Source organism: Jeotgalibacillus proteolyticus, from assembly GCF_002926065.1.
Lineage (GTDB): Bacteria > Bacillota > Bacilli > Bacillales > Jeotgalibacillaceae > Jeotgalibacillus > Jeotgalibacillus proteolyticus.
Genome location: NZ_PREZ01000007.1, coordinates 31042 through 51124 on the forward strand (window position 1 = coordinate 31042; position 20083 = coordinate 51124).

16 protein-coding genes, 1 pseudogene and 2 riboswitches are annotated in these 20083 nt (G+C 41.8%); of the genes and pseudogenes, 4 read left to right on the forward strand and 13 right to left on the reverse strand.

Annotation, left to right across the window (positions count from 1 at the left end; all coding sequences use genetic code 11):
- Positions 1 to 135: 135 nt before the first annotated feature.
- Entirely contained in the window at positions 136 to 1344 is a 1209-nt protein-coding gene (locus tag C4B60_RS17075) for a CaiB/BaiF CoA transferase family protein (protein ID WP_104059249.1), read from the reverse strand.
- Between the two features lie 217 nt (positions 1345 to 1561).
- Between C4B60_RS17075 and C4B60_RS17080 the strand changes: the two genes are divergently transcribed.
- Together C4B60_RS17080 and C4B60_RS17085 are read left to right on the forward strand one after the other, a co-directional pair.
- On the forward strand, positions 1562 to 2215 hold the full coding sequence (locus C4B60_RS17080) for a GntR family transcriptional regulator (protein ID WP_104059250.1): 654 nt from the start codon (positions 1562 to 1564) through the stop codon (positions 2213 to 2215).
- 5 nt (positions 2216 to 2220) lie between these two features.
- Positions 2221 to 3105 (forward strand): hydroxymethylglutaryl-CoA lyase, encoded by an 885-nt coding sequence (locus tag C4B60_RS17085; protein ID WP_104059251.1) that lies wholly within the window; start codon positions 2221 to 2223, stop codon positions 3103 to 3105.
- Positions 3106 to 3163: 58 nt separating this feature from the next.
- Here the strand turns inward: C4B60_RS17085 and hpaB are convergent, their stop codons facing one another.
- The 11 genes from hpaB to C4B60_RS17140 all read right to left on the reverse strand — a co-directional run bounded on the left by hpaB (position 3164) and on the right by C4B60_RS17140 (position 14497).
- Positions 3164 to 4603, reverse strand: a complete 1440-nt coding sequence (hpaB, locus tag C4B60_RS17090) for a 4-hydroxyphenylacetate 3-monooxygenase, oxygenase component (RefSeq protein WP_104059252.1) — start codon at positions 4601 to 4603, stop codon at positions 3164 to 3166.
- A gap of 178 nt (positions 4604 to 4781) precedes the next feature.
- Complete coding sequence (locus C4B60_RS17095; RefSeq protein WP_104059253.1) at positions 4782 to 5414, reverse strand: hypothetical protein; 633 nt, start codon at positions 5412 to 5414, stop codon at positions 4782 to 4784.
- A gap of 177 nt (positions 5415 to 5591) precedes the next feature.
- The gene (locus C4B60_RS17100; protein WP_104059254.1) at positions 5592 to 6665 is read right to left on the reverse strand and encodes a sulfate/molybdate ABC transporter ATP-binding protein; all 1074 of its coding nucleotides are present in this window, start codon (positions 6663 to 6665) and stop codon (positions 5592 to 5594) included.
- Complete coding sequence (cysW, locus tag C4B60_RS17105; protein ID WP_104059255.1) at positions 6662 to 7543, reverse strand: sulfate ABC transporter permease subunit CysW; 882 nt, start codon at positions 7541 to 7543, stop codon at positions 6662 to 6664. Before cysW ends, C4B60_RS17100 begins: the two co-directional genes overlap by 4 nt.
- Positions 7544 to 7564: 21 nt before the next feature.
- Positions 7565 to 8392, reverse strand: a complete 828-nt coding sequence (cysT, locus tag C4B60_RS17110) for a sulfate ABC transporter permease subunit CysT (protein WP_104059256.1) — start codon at positions 8390 to 8392, stop codon at positions 7565 to 7567.
- Between the two features lie 237 nt (positions 8393 to 8629).
- Positions 8630 to 9676, reverse strand: coding sequence for a sulfate ABC transporter substrate-binding protein (locus C4B60_RS17115; RefSeq protein ID WP_104059257.1), 1047 nt, complete (start codon positions 9674 to 9676; stop codon positions 8630 to 8632).
- A gap of 343 nt (positions 9677 to 10019) precedes the next feature.
- The gene (locus C4B60_RS17120; RefSeq protein ID WP_104059258.1) at positions 10020 to 11027 is read right to left on the reverse strand and encodes an aliphatic sulfonate ABC transporter substrate-binding protein; all 1008 of its coding nucleotides are present in this window, start codon (positions 11025 to 11027) and stop codon (positions 10020 to 10022) included.
- Positions 11028 to 11061: 34 nt separating this feature from the next.
- Positions 11062 to 11901 (reverse strand): ABC transporter permease, encoded by an 840-nt coding sequence (locus tag C4B60_RS17125; RefSeq protein WP_104059259.1) that lies wholly within the window; start codon positions 11899 to 11901, stop codon positions 11062 to 11064.
- 16 nt (positions 11902 to 11917) lie between these two features.
- On the reverse strand, positions 11918 to 12691 hold the full coding sequence (locus C4B60_RS17130) for an ABC transporter ATP-binding protein (RefSeq protein ID WP_245154048.1): 774 nt from the start codon (positions 12689 to 12691) through the stop codon (positions 11918 to 11920).
- Between the two features lie 180 nt (positions 12692 to 12871).
- Positions 12872 to 12978, reverse strand: a riboswitch (SAM riboswitch).
- An 82-nt stretch (positions 12979 to 13060) separates the two neighbouring features.
- Positions 13061 to 14209, reverse strand: a complete 1149-nt coding sequence (gene ssuD, locus C4B60_RS17135) for an FMNH2-dependent alkanesulfonate monooxygenase (RefSeq protein WP_104059424.1) — start codon at positions 14207 to 14209, stop codon at positions 13061 to 13063.
- A gap of 108 nt (positions 14210 to 14317) precedes the next feature.
- Entirely contained in the window at positions 14318 to 14497 is a 180-nt protein-coding gene (locus C4B60_RS17140) for a YezD family protein (RefSeq protein WP_104059261.1), read from the reverse strand.
- Between the two features lie 354 nt (positions 14498 to 14851).
- A riboswitch (SAM riboswitch) is annotated at positions 14852 to 14958 on the forward strand.
- A 200-nt stretch (positions 14959 to 15158) separates the two neighbouring features.
- On the opposite strand from C4B60_RS17140, the gene C4B60_RS17145 reads away from it, so the two are divergent.
- On the forward strand, positions 15159 to 15914 hold the full coding sequence (locus tag C4B60_RS17145) for a hypothetical protein (protein WP_104059262.1): 756 nt from the start codon (positions 15159 to 15161) through the stop codon (positions 15912 to 15914).
- A 78-nt stretch (positions 15915 to 15992) separates the two neighbouring features.
- Here C4B60_RS17145 and C4B60_RS17150 read toward each other — a convergent pair whose 3' ends face one another.
- Entirely contained in the window at positions 15993 to 19247 is a 3255-nt protein-coding gene (locus tag C4B60_RS17150) for a M14 family metallopeptidase (protein WP_104059263.1), read from the reverse strand.
- A gap of 431 nt (positions 19248 to 19678) precedes the next feature.
- Here C4B60_RS17150 and C4B60_RS17160 point away from each other — a divergent pair.
- Positions 19679 to 20064: pseudogene (locus C4B60_RS17160) on the forward strand (DUF421 domain-containing protein).
- Positions 20065 to 20083 lie beyond the last annotated feature (19 nt).

The window sequence follows — 20083 nt, forward strand, 5'->3', positions numbered from 1 at the left end:
ATGCACTCCCTTTCTGCTTACCGGCAGATCTTTGCTTTGACTGTAAAGCTGATTTCAAAAATAGACAGCGTTATGTAAACGCTTACTTTATGTCTTAAAAAAGGTATATTTCTCTTAATGCGTTTTGAAGAGGGACTATATGATCCCTCTTTCCTGCAGCCCTTTCAGTTCTTCACTTGAATATTCAAGTAAATTCTTATAAACTTCCCCGTTGTGCTTACCCATCCTTTCAGCACCCGGGAATTTAATTTTTCCTGGCGTCCGGCTCAGCTTAGGCACTACGCCCGGCATTGGAAAATCACCTAATTCCGGGTGGTCCACTGTCACGATCATTTCACGTTCCTGATAGTGAGGATCCTCAACGATATTCTTTGCTGAGTAAATTAAGCCGGAAGGAACTCCTTTCTCCTCCAGGATGGATAGTAGCTCCTTTGAAGGCAGTGACTTTGTCCACTCTTCAATTAACAGATCCAGCTTTTTCATATTTCTCCCGCGTGCCTCGTGAGTCTTGTAGTCTTGGTCCTCTGCAAGCTCCTGCTGACCCATTGCGTCACAAAGTCTTTTAAAAACACCGTCTGCATTTGCTCCGATTACAATATACGTTTCATCCTTAGTAAAATAGATATTTGAAGGCGCAACGCCCGGCAGAATATTCCCCATTCGCTCTCTTACAAAATCAGCCAGCAAGTAGTCAGGAATCAGGCTTTCCATTACTGAAAAAACAGATTCATATAATGCCGTGTCTACTACCTGCCCTTTTCCTGATATGTGCCTTTCGTTGATTGCGACTAAGCAGCCAATCGTGGCAAAAAGTGCAGCAAGCGTATCCCCTATTGAAATTCCTACCCTTGTAGGAGCTCTGTCCTCATATCCTGTTACATGACGTAAACCGCCCATAGCTTCTCCTACACTGCCAAAACCCGCTCGTTTTTTATAAGGACCGGTCTGGCCAAACCCGGATGTTCTTACCATGATAATGCCTGGATTAATTTCCGATAATTCTTCATAGGATAAATTCCATTTCTCCATTGTTCCAGGTCTGAAATTTTCAATTACGACATCCGCTTTTTTAACGAGTTCTTTTAGTAGAGTCTGTCCTTCTTCTTCTCGTAAATTTAACGTAATCGACTTTTTATTACGTGATTGTATCGGCCACCATAAGCCGGTTCCGTTCTTTTCCTTTCCCCACTTTCTCATGGGATCTTCCTTTCCCGGCGGCTCCACTTTTATCACTTCAGCTCCAAAGTCAGCGAGCAGTCTGCCTGAAAATGGTCCTGCAAGTAAGGTTCCAAGCTCCAGTACCCGAATATTTTCTAATGGAAGTCTTTCATTACTTTTTTCCATCCCTTTTTCCTCCTAAAGCTTCTTTTTATTAGAACTTTCTGAATGTTGTGTACAATCTTATATCTTTGTATACAATAAATCAACATTATTTTGGAAGCGTTTTCTTTTTAGGTATAAAGAATTATAAATTTACTATTTTAATTGATTTCCTTTAAAAATTTTCTGAAAATATTGAAAGAATAGATTTTATTGTATACAATAAAATGGAGGTGTCGTCATGGATGTATACAATACAATTAGAAATAATATAATTCAGGGAAAATATCAGCCAGGCATGCGTCTGACAGAAGAAAATCTCGCTCAGGAGCTATCCCTAAGCCGAACACCCATTAGAGAAGCAATTAACCAATTAAAGTCAGAGGGATTAATTGTACCGTTAAAACGAGGCGTTAGTGTCCGGGATTTTTCAAAAGAAGACATACGTCAGATTTATGATTTACGTACCCTGCTTGAAGGATATTCGGCAGCACAGGCGGCTCTTCACCGAACAGAGGAGGATCTTTTAAAAATAAGGAGTGCCTATAACCTTTATGAAGACGCAATCGATACGTATGTGAAGAATGATTTTTCACATATTATTAAAATTGTTGAAATGAACCAGCAGTTTCATGAGGCCATCATCAATGCCTCGAAAAATGAGCATATTCACTTCCATATTTCCAAGGTTGTAGTCGTCCCTATCGTTTTTCGTTCTTTTTATTGGTATTCAGAGGAAAAACTTAGACGCTCCCTTGATTATCATAAAATTATTTTAGAAGCCATTATTAATCAGGATACAGAAAGAGCCCGGATTGCGATGCATGAGCATATTTTCCAGGGGAGAGATCAGGTTCTGCTTCATTTTCATGAACTGAAAACAATGAAGGAGTGAGCAGCATGATTGAAATTTGCGAGGTAGGCCCAAGAGACGGGCTGCAGAATGAAAAGAAGATTGTATCCACTCAAATGAAAATTAAACTAATTGAAAAGCTGATTGCTGCAGGAATTAAAAACATCGAAGTTTCTTCCTTTGTAAATCCAAAGGTTGTTCCTCAAATGGCGGATGCAGAAGACGTGCTTAAAGGACTTCCAAAAGATAAGGATGTTCGGTATGGAGGTCTTGTTTTAAGCTATTCAGGTCTTGAAAGAGCACTGAAAACGGATATTCACTATCTTCATGTCGTCACTACTACAAGTGATGAATTTAATTTAAAAAACGCGAAGCGCACAGTTGACCAGAGCGTTTCTGAACTGAGCAAAGTAATAGCTGAAGGCATCGCTGCCAAAAAAAGCGCATCAGGGGTTCTTGGCACGGCCTTTGGATGCCCTTATGCCGGAGAGGTTCCTGTAGATCGCGTTCTCAAAACAGCCGAAGCCTTTCTAAAGGCTGGATGCAGAGAAATAACACTTGCAGACACTACTGGCATGGCAAACCCATCTCAGGTTACCTCTGTCGTCAGCTCCTTTAGAGAAGCCTTTGGGCATGATATTTTATTAGGGCTTCACTTTCATAATACCCGCGGCCTTGGTCTTGCCAATACACTCGCAGGCTATCAAAGCGGTGTTAAACGATTTGACTCCTCCATTGCAGGTCTTGGCGGATGTCCTTTTGCTCCAAAGGCTGTCGGAAATGTTTGTACAGAGGATATGGTTAATATGTTTCACGGTATGGGCGTGGAAACTGGCACAGACCTTGAAAAGCTGATTCATACCGCAGCGTGGATGGAAGAAGTGATGGAGCGTCCACTTGATGGAATGCTTATGAAAGCAGGAATTGCCTAATACAGCCAGTTAACCATGAAAAAAGGAATTGCTCCCGGCAATTCCTTTTTTCTATCCTTTATTCTTTTAAAAACTGATTCTCCACCCGCTTTACATAAGCGTCTCGATCATACATTTGATAAAGCGTACTTGCTAATCTGATTGGATCTCCAAAAAAATAACGCTCATATAAGGTCTGCCTCGATCCAAATTCACTCATCGAGGTGTCCCACGCCAGCCGAAAAAGTCTGACCCGGTCCTTTGCATTTTTTGTTTTGGATTGCAGAAATAAATTAAGATCTTCTTTTATCTCACTGCTGAAATCCTTTTCTGTTGGAATGGAGACCATTCCGCTTGCTCCAAGGAGCTGCAGGATTTCTGTCAGTCTCGGATAAAGTCGGGGAAAGGTGCTGATTGCTGCACGCAGGGGATTCAAGTCCGGCAGCATAAAGCCATTATGCACAGCAGCTCCTGCTTCAGAGGCGACTAAAAAGGCCCTCATCGTTTCAAGCGCTACAATGATTTCCGCTATTTTTTCTCGTATATGAGGGTATCCCCCTGTATTTATCGTGTCCACCATCAATTGAGCGACGCCAAGAATATACTCAACCTTTATGACCTGGCGGGACACCACCTGATGCAAAGCAAGCTGTGTATAGGCTCCTTTTTTGGATAAGGTGTCTGTTACTTCTATATTGTCGTAATGAAAAACCCGCTCCCATGGTACAAGCACATCGTCAAAAACGACAATCGCATCACTTTCCTCAAAACGCGACCCTAAGGGAGAATCAAAGGATGATTCCCTATGGTTAAAGGGCTGTCTGCAGAGAAACCTTAATCCTTTCGTATTGCTCGGGATGGAAAATGAATAGGAATAAGCATTATCAATTAAACCAGCTGACGAATAGACCAGGATCTCATCCGTAATTCCTCCCTGGGTTGCAAGGAGTTTTGCTCCTTTTATTACAATCCCATCCTGATTACGGTCCACAATTTTAGCTGCAATGATTTCTCCGTCTCCGTTTGGAATATGAAATGGCGAACGATTCACCTGCGGATCAATGAATGTATGGGTAAATGACCAGTCCTGTTCTCTGGCTTTTTCATAAAATTTTAAAATATGCTCAGGAAAACAATTTTCTCTTTCCTTAAGAAGATCGATTGATGCCACAAGCGACACCAGCACGGTATTCATATAATCGGGGCTTCTCCCCATCATACCGGCATTGGTTTTAGCCCACTCCTGTATCATTAGCCTTCGCTGTTTAAGATCCGTTTTTGTTCTTGGCAGCAGGAAGGAAGTTCCGATCCGATTTCCTGTTCCAGGAGAAACGAAGGTCATAATATCCTTCAGGGATTTTTTATGCTGCAAATCGTAAAGCGTTGACTGACTCTTCATGATTCCTTTAAATGCAGGATGCTCAGAAATCTTCCCTCTTACCTGCTCGCCTTCAATCCAGACCTCGCTGTTTAAGCTGTCGATCCTCTTAATATATTCTGATCCATTTATGGCTGCCATTCCTCTCACCTCTCTGCCTAAGCGTATATACCGCTTCCGACTTTGTCAGTCCACTATTATCATATTTTTGGTTTATTAGAGTATTCATGTTCCGCTTAAAAATCAATTCCATAACAAAAAAGCCCAGACTGAATGCATCTCTTGGGATGCGTTCGGCCAGGGCTTACCTGTTTTTCAGCTAGTATCGTCCCCTGCTTTTTCTCGGTGGAAATGTAAGGGGATCCTTTGGAGAATCTGCGTCAATTAAATAGCCGTAAATTACTTGCTCGAGCTGCTTAAGTCGAACGGTTTTTGAATAGGTCATGAACGAAGGTAATAGCTTTCTTACAAAGGTAAGAATCGGGTTCTCATTCTTTTTTTCTATCTCTCCACGCAAATAAGGAATAATGTATTCCTCTACCGTTTTTCTGCTGTGCTGTGTTTCGAATATCCATATCTGAAACTCCTCTGAAATAATGGGATAGGTTAAAGAATAAATACCATTATATGAATAGGGATAAAGTCTGAAAGTATACCTTATGAAGAGTAATAGTATGACCATAATTGGCAGGAAGGAAATTAGTAAGGTGAGAACAATTGCGAAAATCTCTGTTAATTGAACATTCACGAGAACCAAATAAAGCCAGCTTCCAATATAAAGCAGAAGCAAAACGGAGTATAAAACGATAAGACCTGATGCCAGTCCAAAATAACGCCACTTCTTCTTGTTTTTATCCGGTTTAAGATCCGGGGAGAGAATCAAAATAGTGCCTATGCGGGTTCTTTCCTCCACTCTCTTTAAAAGCTGGTCAAACGAAAAAATAAACTCCATGGGGAAACACCTCAATTACTTCCTACAATACTTTTAGCCACTTTTAATAGTAAGTTATCTCCCGGGAAATAAAAAGAGGCTTTTCTATATTCTCTCATTTATTAACTAATTTTTCACGTAAAAAGAGAGCAGCTTTGAGCTGCTCCCCTTTATGAATGAAAAAATAGTGCAATGGATCTAAATTGAAAAATCCTCAGGAATAAAAACCTTCAGCTGACCTGGCCGAATGAACACAGATTGACCATGCTCAAGAGCGAGCTTCCGGTACTGCTCTTTTGGCAGCTCTGCCTCTAAAAACTCATCAACATCTTTTCGTTTTAATTCCACATGAACAGTCCTGCCCACCACATGAATATGAACAATTTCAGCCGGTACAGCTTCTTTTGATACTCGCTCACGTTCGATTACCACATCGTGTGGCCTTACGTAGGCGATTGCTTCTCTTCCCTCTGATTCCTTCGCAGTCGATGCTTCAATTTCGGCATGCCCATTCACCAGCTTGCCGTTTTCAAGTCTGCCATGAAAAAGATTTACATTACCAAGAAAATCATAAACAAAGGGACTGTTTGGATGATCATACACTTCTTCAGGTGTGCCTATTTGCTGAATTTTACCGTCATTCATGACAACGATCCGATCAGCTACATCAAGCGCCTCCTCCTGGTCATGTGTGACAAAGATACTTGTAATATGGAATTCATCATGCAGCCTGCGCAGCCATCTTCGCAAATCTTTTCTTACCTTGGCATCAAGCGCTCCAAACGGTTCATCAAGCAGCAGCACTTTAGGCTCTACTGCCAGTGCCCGAGCTAATGCAACACGCTGCCTTTGTCCTCCTGACAGCTGAGAGGGATAACGTCCTGCTAAGGATTCAAGCTTGACCAGACCCAACAGTTCCTCCACTTTCTCTTTGATTTTTACTTTAGACAGCCGCTCTTTTCTCGGCCGAACCCTTAGTCCATAAGCTACATTTTCAAAAACCGTCATATGCTTAAACAGAGCATAATGCTGGAAAACAAAGCCTACCTTCCGCTCTGTTGTTTGAATGTGCGTCATATCTTCACCATTAAATAAAATTGCTCCCTGATCCGCTTCCTCAAGTCCTGAAATAATACGCAGCAAGGAGGTTTTACCTGAGCCGGATGGGCCAAGCAGGGCGACAAGCTCTCCAGTTGGAATGTCGATGGAGATGTCCTCTAATACTTTAAAGGAGCCAAAAGATTTAGATACATCATTTATTTGTATACTCATACTACGTCCTCCTGTTGTTCTCTTTGCGCTGCTTTCCATTCGATAATGTTTTTCAGGATTAATGTAACGATTGCTAAAATGGACATTAACGAAGCTACGGCAAATGCAGCTGAAAATTGGTACTCATTATATAAAATCTCAATGTGCAGCGGCATCGTATTGGTCAGCCCCCGAATATGGCCGGATACGACCGATACTGCTCCGAATTCTCCAATGGCTCGTGCATTACAAAGAATAATGCCATACAACAGACCCCACTTAATATTTGGCAGAGTTACCCGCATGAACGTTTTCCAGCCATTTGCTCCAAGTGTCAGCGAGGCTTCTTCCTCTGCTGACCCTTGAGCCTGCATCAAAGGAATAAGCTCTCTTGCCACAAATGGAAAGGTTACAAATAAAGTGGCAAGTACAATTCCTGGTACTGCAAATATAATCTGGATGTTGTGTTCAAATAAAAAATCGCCAAAGAGTCCGGTTGACCCAAAGAGTAAAACAAAAACAAGTCCCGCAATAATGGGCGATATAGCAAAAGGAAGATCAATCAACGTAACAAGAATGCTCTTTCCTCTAAAATCAAATTTCGTAATCGCCCATGCTGCCGCTACTCCAAATAAGGCATTCAGCGGCACCGTCAGAACAACGACCAGCAGGGTCAGTTTAATGGCAGAAAGCGCATCCGGGTGAGTAATGGAGGCTGTGTATACATCGATACCCTGCTCAAACGCTTTAATAAAGATTGCCGTTAAAGGTAGTACAAGAAATAATGCTAAAAATAATAAAGCTGCAGAAATTAAAACTCTGCGTACCCAGGGCGGTTCTGTAACAGACTGGGATTTTGTCTTTTTGGCGCCTAATTGCAATGGAATTTGTCCTGCCATCTTACCTGCTCCTTTCTTTCATTAATGTGCAATTCTCTTATTTGTCCACCATTGCAGTCCGTTAATCAGCAGCAGCAAAACAAATGAAATCACTAGCATCACTGCAGCAATAGCAGTCGCGCCGGCATAATCATACTGCTCAAGCTTGGTCAGGATTAAAAGAGGCGTTATTTCCGTTCTCATCGGCATATTTCCAGCGATAAAGACTACCGATCCATACTCGCCAAGCGCTCTTGCAAAGGCGAGAGCAAATCCAGTAAGAGCAGCCGGAAAAATCTCTGGGAGAATGACTTTTCGGAATGTCTGTAAGCGGGTAGCGCCTAAAATAGCAGAAACCTCTTCCGTTTCCTTTTCAAAGCTTTGCAGAACCGGCTGCACCATCCGAACAACAAATGGCAGCCCGATAAAGGTTAAGGCGATGGTAATGCCAAGAGGTGTAAAAGCCACCCTGAAAGGCAAAAATTGACCAACCCATCCTGTCTCAGCATATAAAGTTGTCAGGGCTATCCCAGCCACAGCTGTCGGCAAAGCAAATGGCAGATCCACAAGTCCGTCAATCAGCCGCTTCCCGGGAAATGAATACCGGACTAGCACCCAGGCAATGAGCACACCAAAAACGACATTAATACTTGCAGCAGCAAAAGAAGCGCCAAAGCTCAGTCTGTAGGAGGCCATCACACGCGGTTCAGTGACGGTGGTCCAAAAATCCTGCCAGCTCATTGATGCTGTATTAATAAAAATCATGGAAAGCGGCAGAAGAATCAGCAAACTGATATAAAAAGTGGTAAAGCCCAATGACAGTCCGAAGCCTGGTAAAATACTATGTTTTTTCAGCTTTAATTTCTTCATGTTTTCACCTGCACTTTAAAAAGATAAAAAGGGGGAGGGACAAATGTGCCTCCCCCTCCTAAACCCGGTTCACTGCACTTCAGGGGGACGCTTTCCCCGGGGCGGGGCCCTTCGCTAACTTGCTTCGCAAGTGGATCTCAAGCTCCCGCTTTCTCCCGCAGGAGTCGCCCCCTTTCGTTCCGTTCACCTCACGTTTATAAACTGATGGTTAGTCCTTAGCCTCCTTTTTCAAAATTATTATTGCGGTACATAAATCTCATCAAACGTCCCGCCATCATCAAAATGCTTTGCCTGTGCCTCTGACCAGCCGCCAAAATCCTCATCAATAGTTACGAGGTTAATTTCAGGGAACTGATCGGCATACTCAGCCAGTATTTCTTCGTTACGTGGACGGTAATAATGCTTTGCCGCGATCTCCTGTCCTTCATCAGAATACAAGTATTCCAGGTAGCCTTCAGCCACTTCCGTAGTACCGTTTCTTTCGGCTACCCTGTCCACTACTGCTACCGGAGGCTCTGCCAAAATACTGATGGACGGTGCGACAATTTCAAACTTATCATCGCCGAGTTCATTTATAGAAAGAAACGCTTCATTTTCCCATGCAATCAGTACGTCGCCAATTCCTCGTTCAACAAAGGTTGTTGTGGCACCTCGCGCACCTGAATCCAGCACTTCAACATTTCTGAAAATGTCGCCTACGAATGATTTAATTTTCTCTTCATCTCCTCCAAATTTCTGGTCTGCGTAAGCCCAGGCAGCGAGGTAATTCCACCTTGCCCCGCCTGATGTTTTCGGGTTAGGGGTAATAATGGAAACATCTTCTTTAGCCAGATCATCCCAGTCTTGTATGTCCTTTGGATTACCTTTTCTCACCAGTAAAACAATGGTTGAAGTATAAGGGGTTGAATTATCGTCTAAACGCGTTTGCCAATCCTCAGCAAGCAGTCCCGCCTTTGAAATCTGGTCAATATCCCCAGCCAGAGCGAGCGTTACAACATCTGCTCCAAGTCCGTCAATAACAGATCTCCCCTGTTTGCCGGAGCCACCGTGGGATTGCTGAATGGTTACGTCCTGACCGTTTTCTTCCTTCCAGTGAGCGGCAAAGGCTTCGTTAAATTCATCGTATAATTCACGGGTCGGATCGTAGGATACATTTAATAACTCAACCGACTCCTGAGAGCCCGAAGCTTCTCCGTCAGCTGATTGCCCGTCTCCTCCGCATGCTGATAATAAAAGGGCTGCTGTTAAAACAGGCCAGCTGAACTTAGTGAATTTTTTCTTCATGCTAAAAACCTCTTTTCGTTTAATTTTTCTGGTCTGATTTTACAGAGCTTCGGATGTCTTTTTTGAATGTTCCTTAGTAAGCCGAAAAAAAGGCAGACCCCATCACCTGCACATGATTAAATGTGTGGTAAATAGAAGTCTGCCTTCAGTTTGTCTGATCGGCTTCGGCTGTAAAACCAAGAAAGAGCTCCTCCCGCCTAACTTTTGTCCTTTGTTTGAACAATAGGATTTAATAACCAAGTAAGCAGGTATGTTTTATTAGAATAATAGGATTATAGCGTAAACCTCCTCCTCTGTCTAACCTTTTTAAAGAATATCGTAAAAATTTAAAATTATTCGATTATTATTGTGATGATTTCAGCGCTTCATCTACAAATTTATTCTCAATTACTTCTGATGTGTCCAGCTTCTGATTAATTCCACCGCTCTTGTAAAGGAAATCTGCCTGTTCCTGATGAGCTTCTGCAAACTCCTCTGTTGTTGGTGACAGAATTAAATTGGATTTTTCCAGCACTGTAGTGACAATCTCTACATCCAGGTTTTTAAAACCAGCGATGTCCTGGGCAACTTCATCAGGGTGATCAATAAATTCCTGCAAAACCTTTTCATACGTTTGTAAGAATAATACGGTTAAATCTTCATGTTCTTCAGTGAAATCTGTTCTGGCTACTAAAAAGCTTGGTGCATTAATATTCAGGTCTTCTCCATCCGCTAATGATTTTGCCTCAGTCTGAAAAACTGCCGTTGTGGCATAGGGCTCCCATGTAGACCAGGCATCCACAGATCCATTATCAAGCGCCGGTCTTGCTTCATCCGGCTGCAGCTGCACAACATCAATCTCATCATCAGTCAGACCCGCCTGATCCAGCGCCATGTATAGGAAGTTATAGGCACTGCTTCCTTTCGCAACCGCTATTTTCTTTCCTTTAAGATCTTTTAAGTCTTTTATCTGACTGCCTTTAGGAATAACAATGGAATTACCCCTTTTTCCGTCACTGGTTACAGCGATTGCTTTAAAATCAACATTACCCGACTGGCCTGCGATAAGAGGAGTTCCTCCTGTTGCACCAAAATCAAGTCTGCCAGAAGCAAGTGCTTCAAAATGAGGAGGACCGCTGGCAAACTCATTCCAGACTACCTTGACGCCTTTTTCCTCAAACGCTTCCTCAAAAACCTTCTTCTCTCTTGCATACGGCAGCACGCCGGTAGCTCCCTGAACGCCAATGTTTATCGTTATATCCTTATTTGAATCTGCACTCGTGCTCCCATTTTGGTCGCAACCTGTTAGAACAATAATGAAAAATAAAGCTGCTGAAAATAGAGCTGCGGATGACCATATATTTTTTTTCATATTCATTTCCCCCTGGATAATTTATATTTTTACCTTAGCCAATATAATTCTCTCTCCACTTAAGCAGTCTCCTCTCAAAATAACGGACAAAGGAATCCGATGCCTTTCCAAAAACGGCAAAAATGATAATTCCGACAAAAACAATAGAGGTCTGGGAGAATTGCCTTGCGTCCATGATTAAGTAACCTACTCCTTCACTTGAGCCCATTAACTCTGCAGCCACTAACGCGAGCCAGGCACCTCCAAGCGATAATCTTAATCCAAGAAGAATATTTGGCAGAGCAGCTGGCAGGATTAAGGTGGTGATTTGCTTCCATTTGCTAAACTGCAGCACCTTAGCTACATCAAATAGCTTTGAGTCAACACTTCTAATTCCCAGAAAAGCATTTACATACAAAGGAAAGAAAGCAGCTTTGGAGATTAGAAGTATTTTCGATACCTCTCCAAATCCAAACCACAGGATAAACAAAGGGATCACTGCAAGTGTCGGCACCGTTCTAAGCATCTGAAGGGTTGGGTCCAGCGTTTGTTCGGTTCTTTTTGAAAAACCTACCGCTAATCCGGCTGCCAGACCTAACGCTCCTCCAAGTAAAAATCCTCCAATCGCGCGCAACAGGCTGATTGTGAAATGGCTGAATAGCTCACCGCTCACAATCAAGTCTCTAAAAGCGGCCAGAATTTCACTTGGCCTGGGTAAAAGTGTCGCAGAAATTAATTCAAACAGACCCGCAAGCTCCCAAATAAGAATAATGGATGCCGGAAGTGCTAATCCTCTGACCCAATAAGAGGTGATCGATTGTTTTCTTTGGCGTTTTAATGCAAGTTCCTTTTCATCTATCGTTCTTCTGGATAATACTCCTGCCTGATTACTCATCTTCATCTCTCCTTTTTTAAGAATGACTTACCGCTAAACTCTTCCCATGCTCCACCTGCTCAAATTCAGTGAGCACCTGCTGTCTTATCTTTTGAAAATCAGCATTGGTTTTTTTTCGGGGATGTGTCACCCCAACCGGTATCATTTTGCGTATCGTTCCCGGACGGGCATTCATGATAACCACCCGATCAGCGAGGTATATTGCTTCGTCAATATCATGCGTAACGAAAATCATCGTTGTTTTATTTTTTTGCCAGATATCAAGAAGAACCTCCTGCATATGGGCTCTTGTAAAAGCATCAAGTGCACCAAAAGGTTCATCTAGCAGCAGCACCTTCGGATTTCTGAGCAGTGCCCTTGCTATGGCCACCCTTTGAGCCATTCCTCCCGATAGCTCTTTTGGGTAAGCAGTTTCAAAGCCCTCCAGCCGAACAAGCTTAATCAGCTCCCGCACATGTTCTTTCACCTCTTTTGTAACAGGTAGATTAGCTGAGATGTTTTTTTCTACATTCAGCCATGGGAATAAACGCGGCTCCTGAAAGATAAAACCTTTATCGATGCTGGGTCCTAAAACAGCGTCTCCATCCAGGAGAACCTCTCCCTCATGCTCTGTATCTAGTCCTGCAATAATCTTTAGCAAAGTGCTTTTCCCGCAGCCGCTCGGACCGATAATCGTTATAAATTCCCCCTTCTTCACGTCAAGCTCAATATCGTCCAGAGCCCTCGTTATCCCTTTTTCTGTTATAAAACGTTTACTGACGTCATTTAAATCCAGCAGTGTCATCTGAATCTCCCCTTTTTAAAAAATATAAAAAACCAGAGCTTTCTCTCGAATGGAGAAAATCTCTGGTGGTCCAGTCGATTTATCTTTTGTTAAATAAAAATATCTGGTTATTTGATTGGCTGACAAAATAAAAACTCCATCTTCATGTGCTTGATTGACATGAAAGAAGGAGTTTTTTCCTGACTTTTCTTATCACTCAAGCTGCCGCTTGTTGGGTTTGGCACAGTTCTCTTTTTTAGAGTCCGCTGCCGAGGCTTCATAGGGCCAATTCCCTCCACCTCTCTCAATAAGATCATTTAATTGTGTTATAAGGTCGTATTTAACGATAGTTGCCATTCCTTCATAAGAATCTTTTAAGGATTGAATGAATACATTTTATTTATTTGATACCTTCTTTTTTGGCAGATGATGATTTGCAACGATCTCTCCAAAATGCTCTACTAGTCCGTTTTTTTCATTGCTATTAGATTGACCTTTTAAAGGTAGATGAGGGAACAACAACTCTGCTACCCGATATGATTCTTCTAAATGCGGATAGCCTGAAAGAATAAAGGTCTCTATTCCAATATCTTCGTATTCCTTCATTCTGGCAGCTACTGTTTCAGGATCACCTACTAATGCTGTCCCCGCTCCGCCCCGGACAAGGCCCACCCCCGCCCAAAGATTAGGACTTATTTCAAGCTGATCCTTACGCCCGTTATGCAGTTCGCGCATTCTTTGCTGACCTACCGAATCATAGCTGGCAAATGTTTGTTGTGAGGCTGCAATTAAATCTTCATCCACGTATTTAATAAGATCCTCAGCCGCTTCCCAGGCTTCTTTCTCTGTTTCCCGTACAATTACGTGAAGACGAATACCAAACTTCAGTGTTCTTCCTTTTGCCTGCGCTTTTTTTCTGACCTTTTCAATTTTCTCAGCTACTTTTTCAGGAGGCTCTCCCCATGTTAAATATACATCGACGTGATTAGCCGCAACCTCCTGGCCAATTTCGGAGGACCCGCCAAAATAGAGAGGGGGATAAGGCTTTTGAACAGGAGGATATAATAACTTTCCATTATCTACTTTTAGATATTCTCCGTTAAAGTCTGATTCACCAGAGGCTAGAAGATCACGCCAAACCTCAAGAAATTCATCTGTTAATTCATAACGTTCTGTATGGCTTAAGTGCAACCCATCTCCCGCTAGCTCAACAGGGTTGCCTCCTGTAACTACATTTATCAGTAGCCGCCCATTGGATATTCGGTCAAAGGTTGCTGCCATTCGTGCAGCCTGTGAAGGAGAACTTAGCCCGGGACGAATGGCAACTAGAAATTTCATTCTTGTCGTTACCGGCAGCAAAGAAGAGGCAATGACCCAGGAATCCTCGCAGGATCTTCCAGTTGGCAATAAAGCTCCTGTGTACCCCAATTCATCTACTGCCTGAGCAATTTGTCTTAAATAAGGATAATTAACACTTCTCCCACCTGTTGTAACACCTAAATGTCTCGAATCCCCGTGTGTAGGCAAAAACCAGAAAACGTTCATCATAGATCTCCTCCCTATTACGAATAAACTCATTTTAAAAACACAAAAAACCGAAACCATTAATTATTGGCTCCGGTTGTCCGGTAGTGGTATGAATACTGATTAGTATTATTTGGCTGATGGAGTACGTTTTCTTTCTTTTTTACCTGAATGATCGAATCTTTTCTTTTCTGTCTGGTCAACCTGCTGAATTTTTCCATCGTGAACGGTAATGGTTAGTGTTCCAAATTGAAGCCGTTCTAAGCTTGAAATAATATGATCAATTTGCTCCTGTTCGATAATCGCCACCACAATGCCTCCTTTCACAGCTTTAGTATACTTATGTATGCCTTCGGTGAACCGATCAGCGTGCCGGAGTAAACCTGGTCCAACTAATCAAAACACTTTAAATTCAATTAAACCTACCTGTTAAATCGGTTTTAAAGGGAATAAAAAACAGTTTACAACCGGACTTTTAAAATCCAGCTGGCAAAACTGTTTTTTTATTTGAAATTAGTAACTACTCTAAATCGATATCCAAACTCTGTCAACACCAAATTTTAAATTTTTTGAATTTCATTTTTGAAATCAAATTTATTCCACTAATCATTTGACATATCCCCTGCTGTCTTATAAATTAAAACATAACTTAAAATGCACTAATCCTTATGAAGAGCCGGGGGAGGAATCTGGTCTTGTGATCCCGCAGCAACCTCTATTGATAAATAGAAGGTGCTCATTCCAGCAGACAACTGTCTGAAAAATAAGGAGAGGCTTTATCTTCCAACCTCTTCTAACAGAGGTTGGATTTTGTTTTTATTTGGAATCTCTCAGCCCTAAGCCCACAAAATTACATCTGATTAATTTAGTATGCTGCCGCCTGTTTTTGTATTTCTGTTAATAAACGGCTAACTAGTCACTATACTTCATCAGACACTGTGTGCAAGAACAAAATGGGAGGAGATTTCCTATGAATTATCAATTCGGATTACTTGAAAAGGCTCCGTTTTATTCATCGCTTTTTAAAAGGGAATACATTAAAAAAGTGATACAGCAGGTGCAATTAGCAGAGAGGCTGGGATACAGACGCATGCTGCTTGATGCCTCTGATTTTAAATCCTACAATTTCCGGCTGGCCGAGGTTATCTCCACTCTGACAACACGCACGGATACAATCAGAATTGGTATTAAACTCAGCCTCGATCCCGAAGATGAAAATCATTCCGTTAATCAATTCTTAAAGTACCTTTGTTCAGCTGAAATTCAACGACTTGATTTAATACTGGAGAATTCCAGAGAACATTTAACTTTAAATAAGCTAAAGCTCGCCACCACTAATTCAGTTTTTATTGAACGGGTGCAAAGCAGTAAAAAATTGATTGAGGAAAAAGCAGACTGCAGTTCTGTCAATTTGATTGTCTCAGGTACAAGCAGACAAAGCGCCCAGGCTGCGGCTGTGTTAGAGCTTCCGTTTATATTTACCGGAGGAGATCGCCCTGATCTATTAACTCTTGGGCGCGCCTCTGCTCATTATCGCTCCCTGTTTTCTAACGGTCACTTTATTCTGGAATTGCCTAAGCTTTACGCTTATCCTTATCTTACAAAAGAGGACACCACTCCAAAGGATTCGTTAGTACCCAAAACAGCAGTAAGAAAAAATGATTATTTGGAAAGGCTGCATTATGCTTACCGGATAAATGAATTTATTGGGTGTTCCTTTTCTTAAAGCGGATCGATTACCCTATAGAAAAAGCCCCAAAAACCCGTTACGTTTTTGGGGCAATTGTTTAGATAAGCTGCTTACTTACTCAACAGATAGGTCTCCCTCAAATGTTTTAAAATCAACAATCGTTTCTGTTCTGTTACCTGACTTTCCTTTTACTTTAATCTGATGCACGATGACTTCCTGTCTATCAGGATCTCTGCTTGTAGTGACTTCAGCTTCCTCTGTAATTTCGATGGAAACCGTGAAATTACTTCCAATATTTGACACTTTATCCAGATCAATATCCGCTAAAGGTATCACATAAACAGAATCCCCTGACCCCAGTTCAAGGCTTGCATACTTTTGTGCCTTTTTAAGCTCCTCAATAGCTGCTGAAGGAATTGTTACTTCAAGTACATTCTCCTCTTCTGTAACACCAGAAGATATCGTGATTTTGTCAATCTGCTGATTTGATTTCGCTGCTTCAGCAAATGCATCCTTGCTGACAGTTACATTTACTTTACTCTGATTAGTTGAATCCTTGGATTTTTGTACATTAATCTTATCTTTTCCTACTGAAGCGTTATTTTTCTTTCCGTTATTTCCTTTGTTTCCTTTTGGAGATTCAACCGCTTCTTCTGAAGTTGAATTAAAAATCGTATTTGCAAGCAGGCGGTGGCTGTATTGGGTGTGCCCTCTAAACGCCAGCTCATTGGCAAAAAGGGTATAATCAGTGCCGTCCTCTTCATAAGTGAATGCCATAACCTGCCCCTGTGCAGCTTCATTTCCAGGCCACCAGCCTGAGACATAAAAATCATTTGTATTCTTAAAGGAAGCCAGTACGTCTGCTCCTTCAGGAACATCTGTAATCCATGAACCGGTTGCAACATACAGCAGCTCATCTGCCTCATAGCCTGCTGTAAGAGCATGGTCCTTTAGATCAGCTTTTACCAGTCCTTCATGAGAGGAGCGGGTGAAATTAAAATTAAAACCTGGAAGAACTGCGCTGTTTCGAACAGCATTCAGTGCGGATACACCAATGCCGATATAAGACTTTCCTGCAACAGCATCGCTATTGAAAGAACCTCCATCACTCACAATTACATCAGCTTCAGTCTGCTCCACCAGATTAAATCCAAGCGCTCTTAAAGAGAAGTTTAACTGAGCAGAGCCAGATGCTGCCACCTTTGGCTGTGAAAGCTTGCTTGTTTTAATATTTTTCGCGTTTCCTGCCGATTTGGCTTCGAAATAATACGTGTCTGCATACGCATGAAGATCTTTTGATTCAATAATATAATCGCCTTTAACTGCATTTCCTTTGGTTTCTGTTACGACTTCCACTGTTTTTCCATCGGCTAGAAGTGCATTAACGAGCTTTACTGTATCATTTGTGCTGTTAGCTACTATTTGCTTCGGGGGATTTCCTTTCACATCTGCAGAAGGCGTCGTTACATCCTTCAGTTCAGATGTCTTCCCTTCAAAAAGACCTCCTTCATGAACCTCCAGAATATCAAAACCTCTTAAATCAGGGAAATTTACAACAATCGGGTCATACATAGCGTTCCAGTCAGAGACATTATCTCCTTTATAAAGAACCGCATTGGCTAAGCCCCGCTTTGCCTGATTCATCGGTACAATGTACGTTCCCTTTGGGTAAGTAATATTATCAATTGTGACTGGCTGGGTGGTTTCTTCTACTTTAACTCCGTTGCGAATAAGGTAGTTTGCCATATTTGCGGCTTCTAAACTATTTTTTTGGACTTTTTTATCACTCGGTATAACATAATAGTCAGGGAAAAAGCTGTCATTTCCGCTTCGGTTACGGCCAATTGATTCACCGGAAGCATTAACAAAATACTTATCTACTGCACGGTTGTCCTCTCCATTAACCCCGCGTTCAAAAATCTTTAATTGCTTTTGAAATAGTTCATCTTTATTTTGGGTAACGAACAGGGCTGAACCAAGACCGGCCCCCACCATGGCATGTAACGAATTCTGGCTTAACGACGGAACCTCCACCGTATGCCCAAGTGATCCATGAAGCATGGCATACATGGCAGTATAGGCCGGCGTCATATCATCCCAGCCATCCTCCCATTCAAGCTTAGGGATAAAGTAAGAGGTTAAGTCAGAATTCCCAACTCCGGCTCTTCCCATTGAATGTGCCTGTTCAATTAAATGATCATTTAATAAATCGTATTCATAGTTCGGGTTGTGCGGCGGTGTAGTCGGCTCTATTAAAAATCCGTCCACATAGCCATGCATATCAATAAATGACAGCGGAGTCCACTCGGCAATAATCTGTGTAATCTGCTGAGTCTCCACTTGAGTCTGGTTTGTATTATCACGATTAAGATCAAAGCCTTCAGCGTTTGCACGCGTATTGGCTACCCGGCCGTCCGGATTGTTGGTAAACATATAAAGAAAAATCGCATCATCTAAAAGTTCATCCACCTTTAAAGTGGTGGGAATCTCGTTATTGTTTTCATCTGTATTCGTAAAAGTGACCTCATCTTCAAGTGCAAACTTCTTTAACAGTTCAACCTGTGCATCGACACCCTCTACTTCATCAGGATGAATATTATTAAACCAGACCGGAACCTGGTAATCTTCCATTTCTCCATTTTCCAGCTTTTCAAGTAGGCTCTCAGGGTCTTCCAATGCAGCCGGCAAGGTTTCGTTTAAGTATGTATCCACTGCCTCTTTGTCTCTCGCTAAGATGACAAAGTGAAGGTCTCTCCCTTCAACAGATTCTCCTAGCTTTTGATATTCTAAGTAACGACCATTCTTTCCATCTGCCTCTGCCTGAGCAAACACCTCATCAATAGCAGGCTTGATTTCATCGTTAAATAAAAACTCATCATAAACATTAAGCTTTACAGTTGATGCCGCCCTGTTCCCACTCTCTGTATCGATCAATGCCAGTTCATAGTTTCCAATAAACTGCTGATACTGCGTTCTGATCGTTCTGTTGGAAAGATCCGTGCGGTCATAAAGCAGACCAAATTCAATGGTTGCGGCTATTTCAGTCGTTCCTTCAATATAAGAAGGCCCTTCAATTACTCTGATAAACGGTTCACCATCATACTGCGTCCCGCTTGTCCATTTCTTCCATTCGGAAAGATCCTTTCCGCCAAATTGAATCTCCAGCTGATCAGGATTTATTTCTGTTCCAAAGTCAGCCTTAATCTCCACTGTTCGTACTTCTGTTAGTGAAAAATTGGTTCTGCTGACTTCTAATTCTGTGGATTCTACCGCCTGGACCGGACTGCTTTCATTCACAGCAAGCGACGCAGGCAGCACAAGTGCTACTGCCAAAATTAGTGCAAGCCATTGTGATGCAACTTTTTTCATAGATTTCTCCTGCCTCTCCAAATAGTGTAATAAGCATTTCCTTATGTAATATAGCAGAACATTCCGGCAATCGTAATAAATGATTGAATAATAACTCAAAAACACTCCTTTTGTAGTGAATTTTTATTCATTTAATAGTATATAAATATTACTCTCTTTCAGAAATTTACCTATATTCAGAGTCTAATCCGGTACTTCTTATTCATCTGACTGAATACTTCTACACCCTATCTGATACACGACAACATGCTCTCAAAAAAGCTTTATTTTAGAAATCTTAATGATTTTTATTGAATATAGCAGCTGAATCCAAGGAATACTGATTAGCAGCAGGTTTAAAGGAGTTTTATTATGTCTCTATCACCCTCCTGCTTGAAACGATTGATATTAAATTTCCAAAGATACGCAAGGCATTAGATGGTGAACCAAGCATTCTTGTTAAAAAAGGAAAGATCATGGAGGCCGAACTGAAAAAATCACGTTTGACTGTTGATCAGTTACTTTCTTTATTGCGAAGCAAGGACATTTTCTCTCTTTTGATGTGGACTATGCCATATTTGAAACAGATGGAAAACTGTCTGTGATGAAAAAGGAACTGACTGGAACTAAGCCTCCATTTGAAGTAATTCCACTCACAACTGCCCTAGTCTCTGACGGGAAAATCATTGAACAAAATCTGGAGAAATTAAATATAAGTAAGGAATGGCTGGTGGAAAGCTTAAAAGCCTCCGGTGTAAAATCTCTATCGGATGTTTTTTATGCAGGTATGCAAAAGGATGGGACGGTTTATGTGGATTTTCGGGAGGATAAGGTTTGATTTACAAAATGAAAGGGAG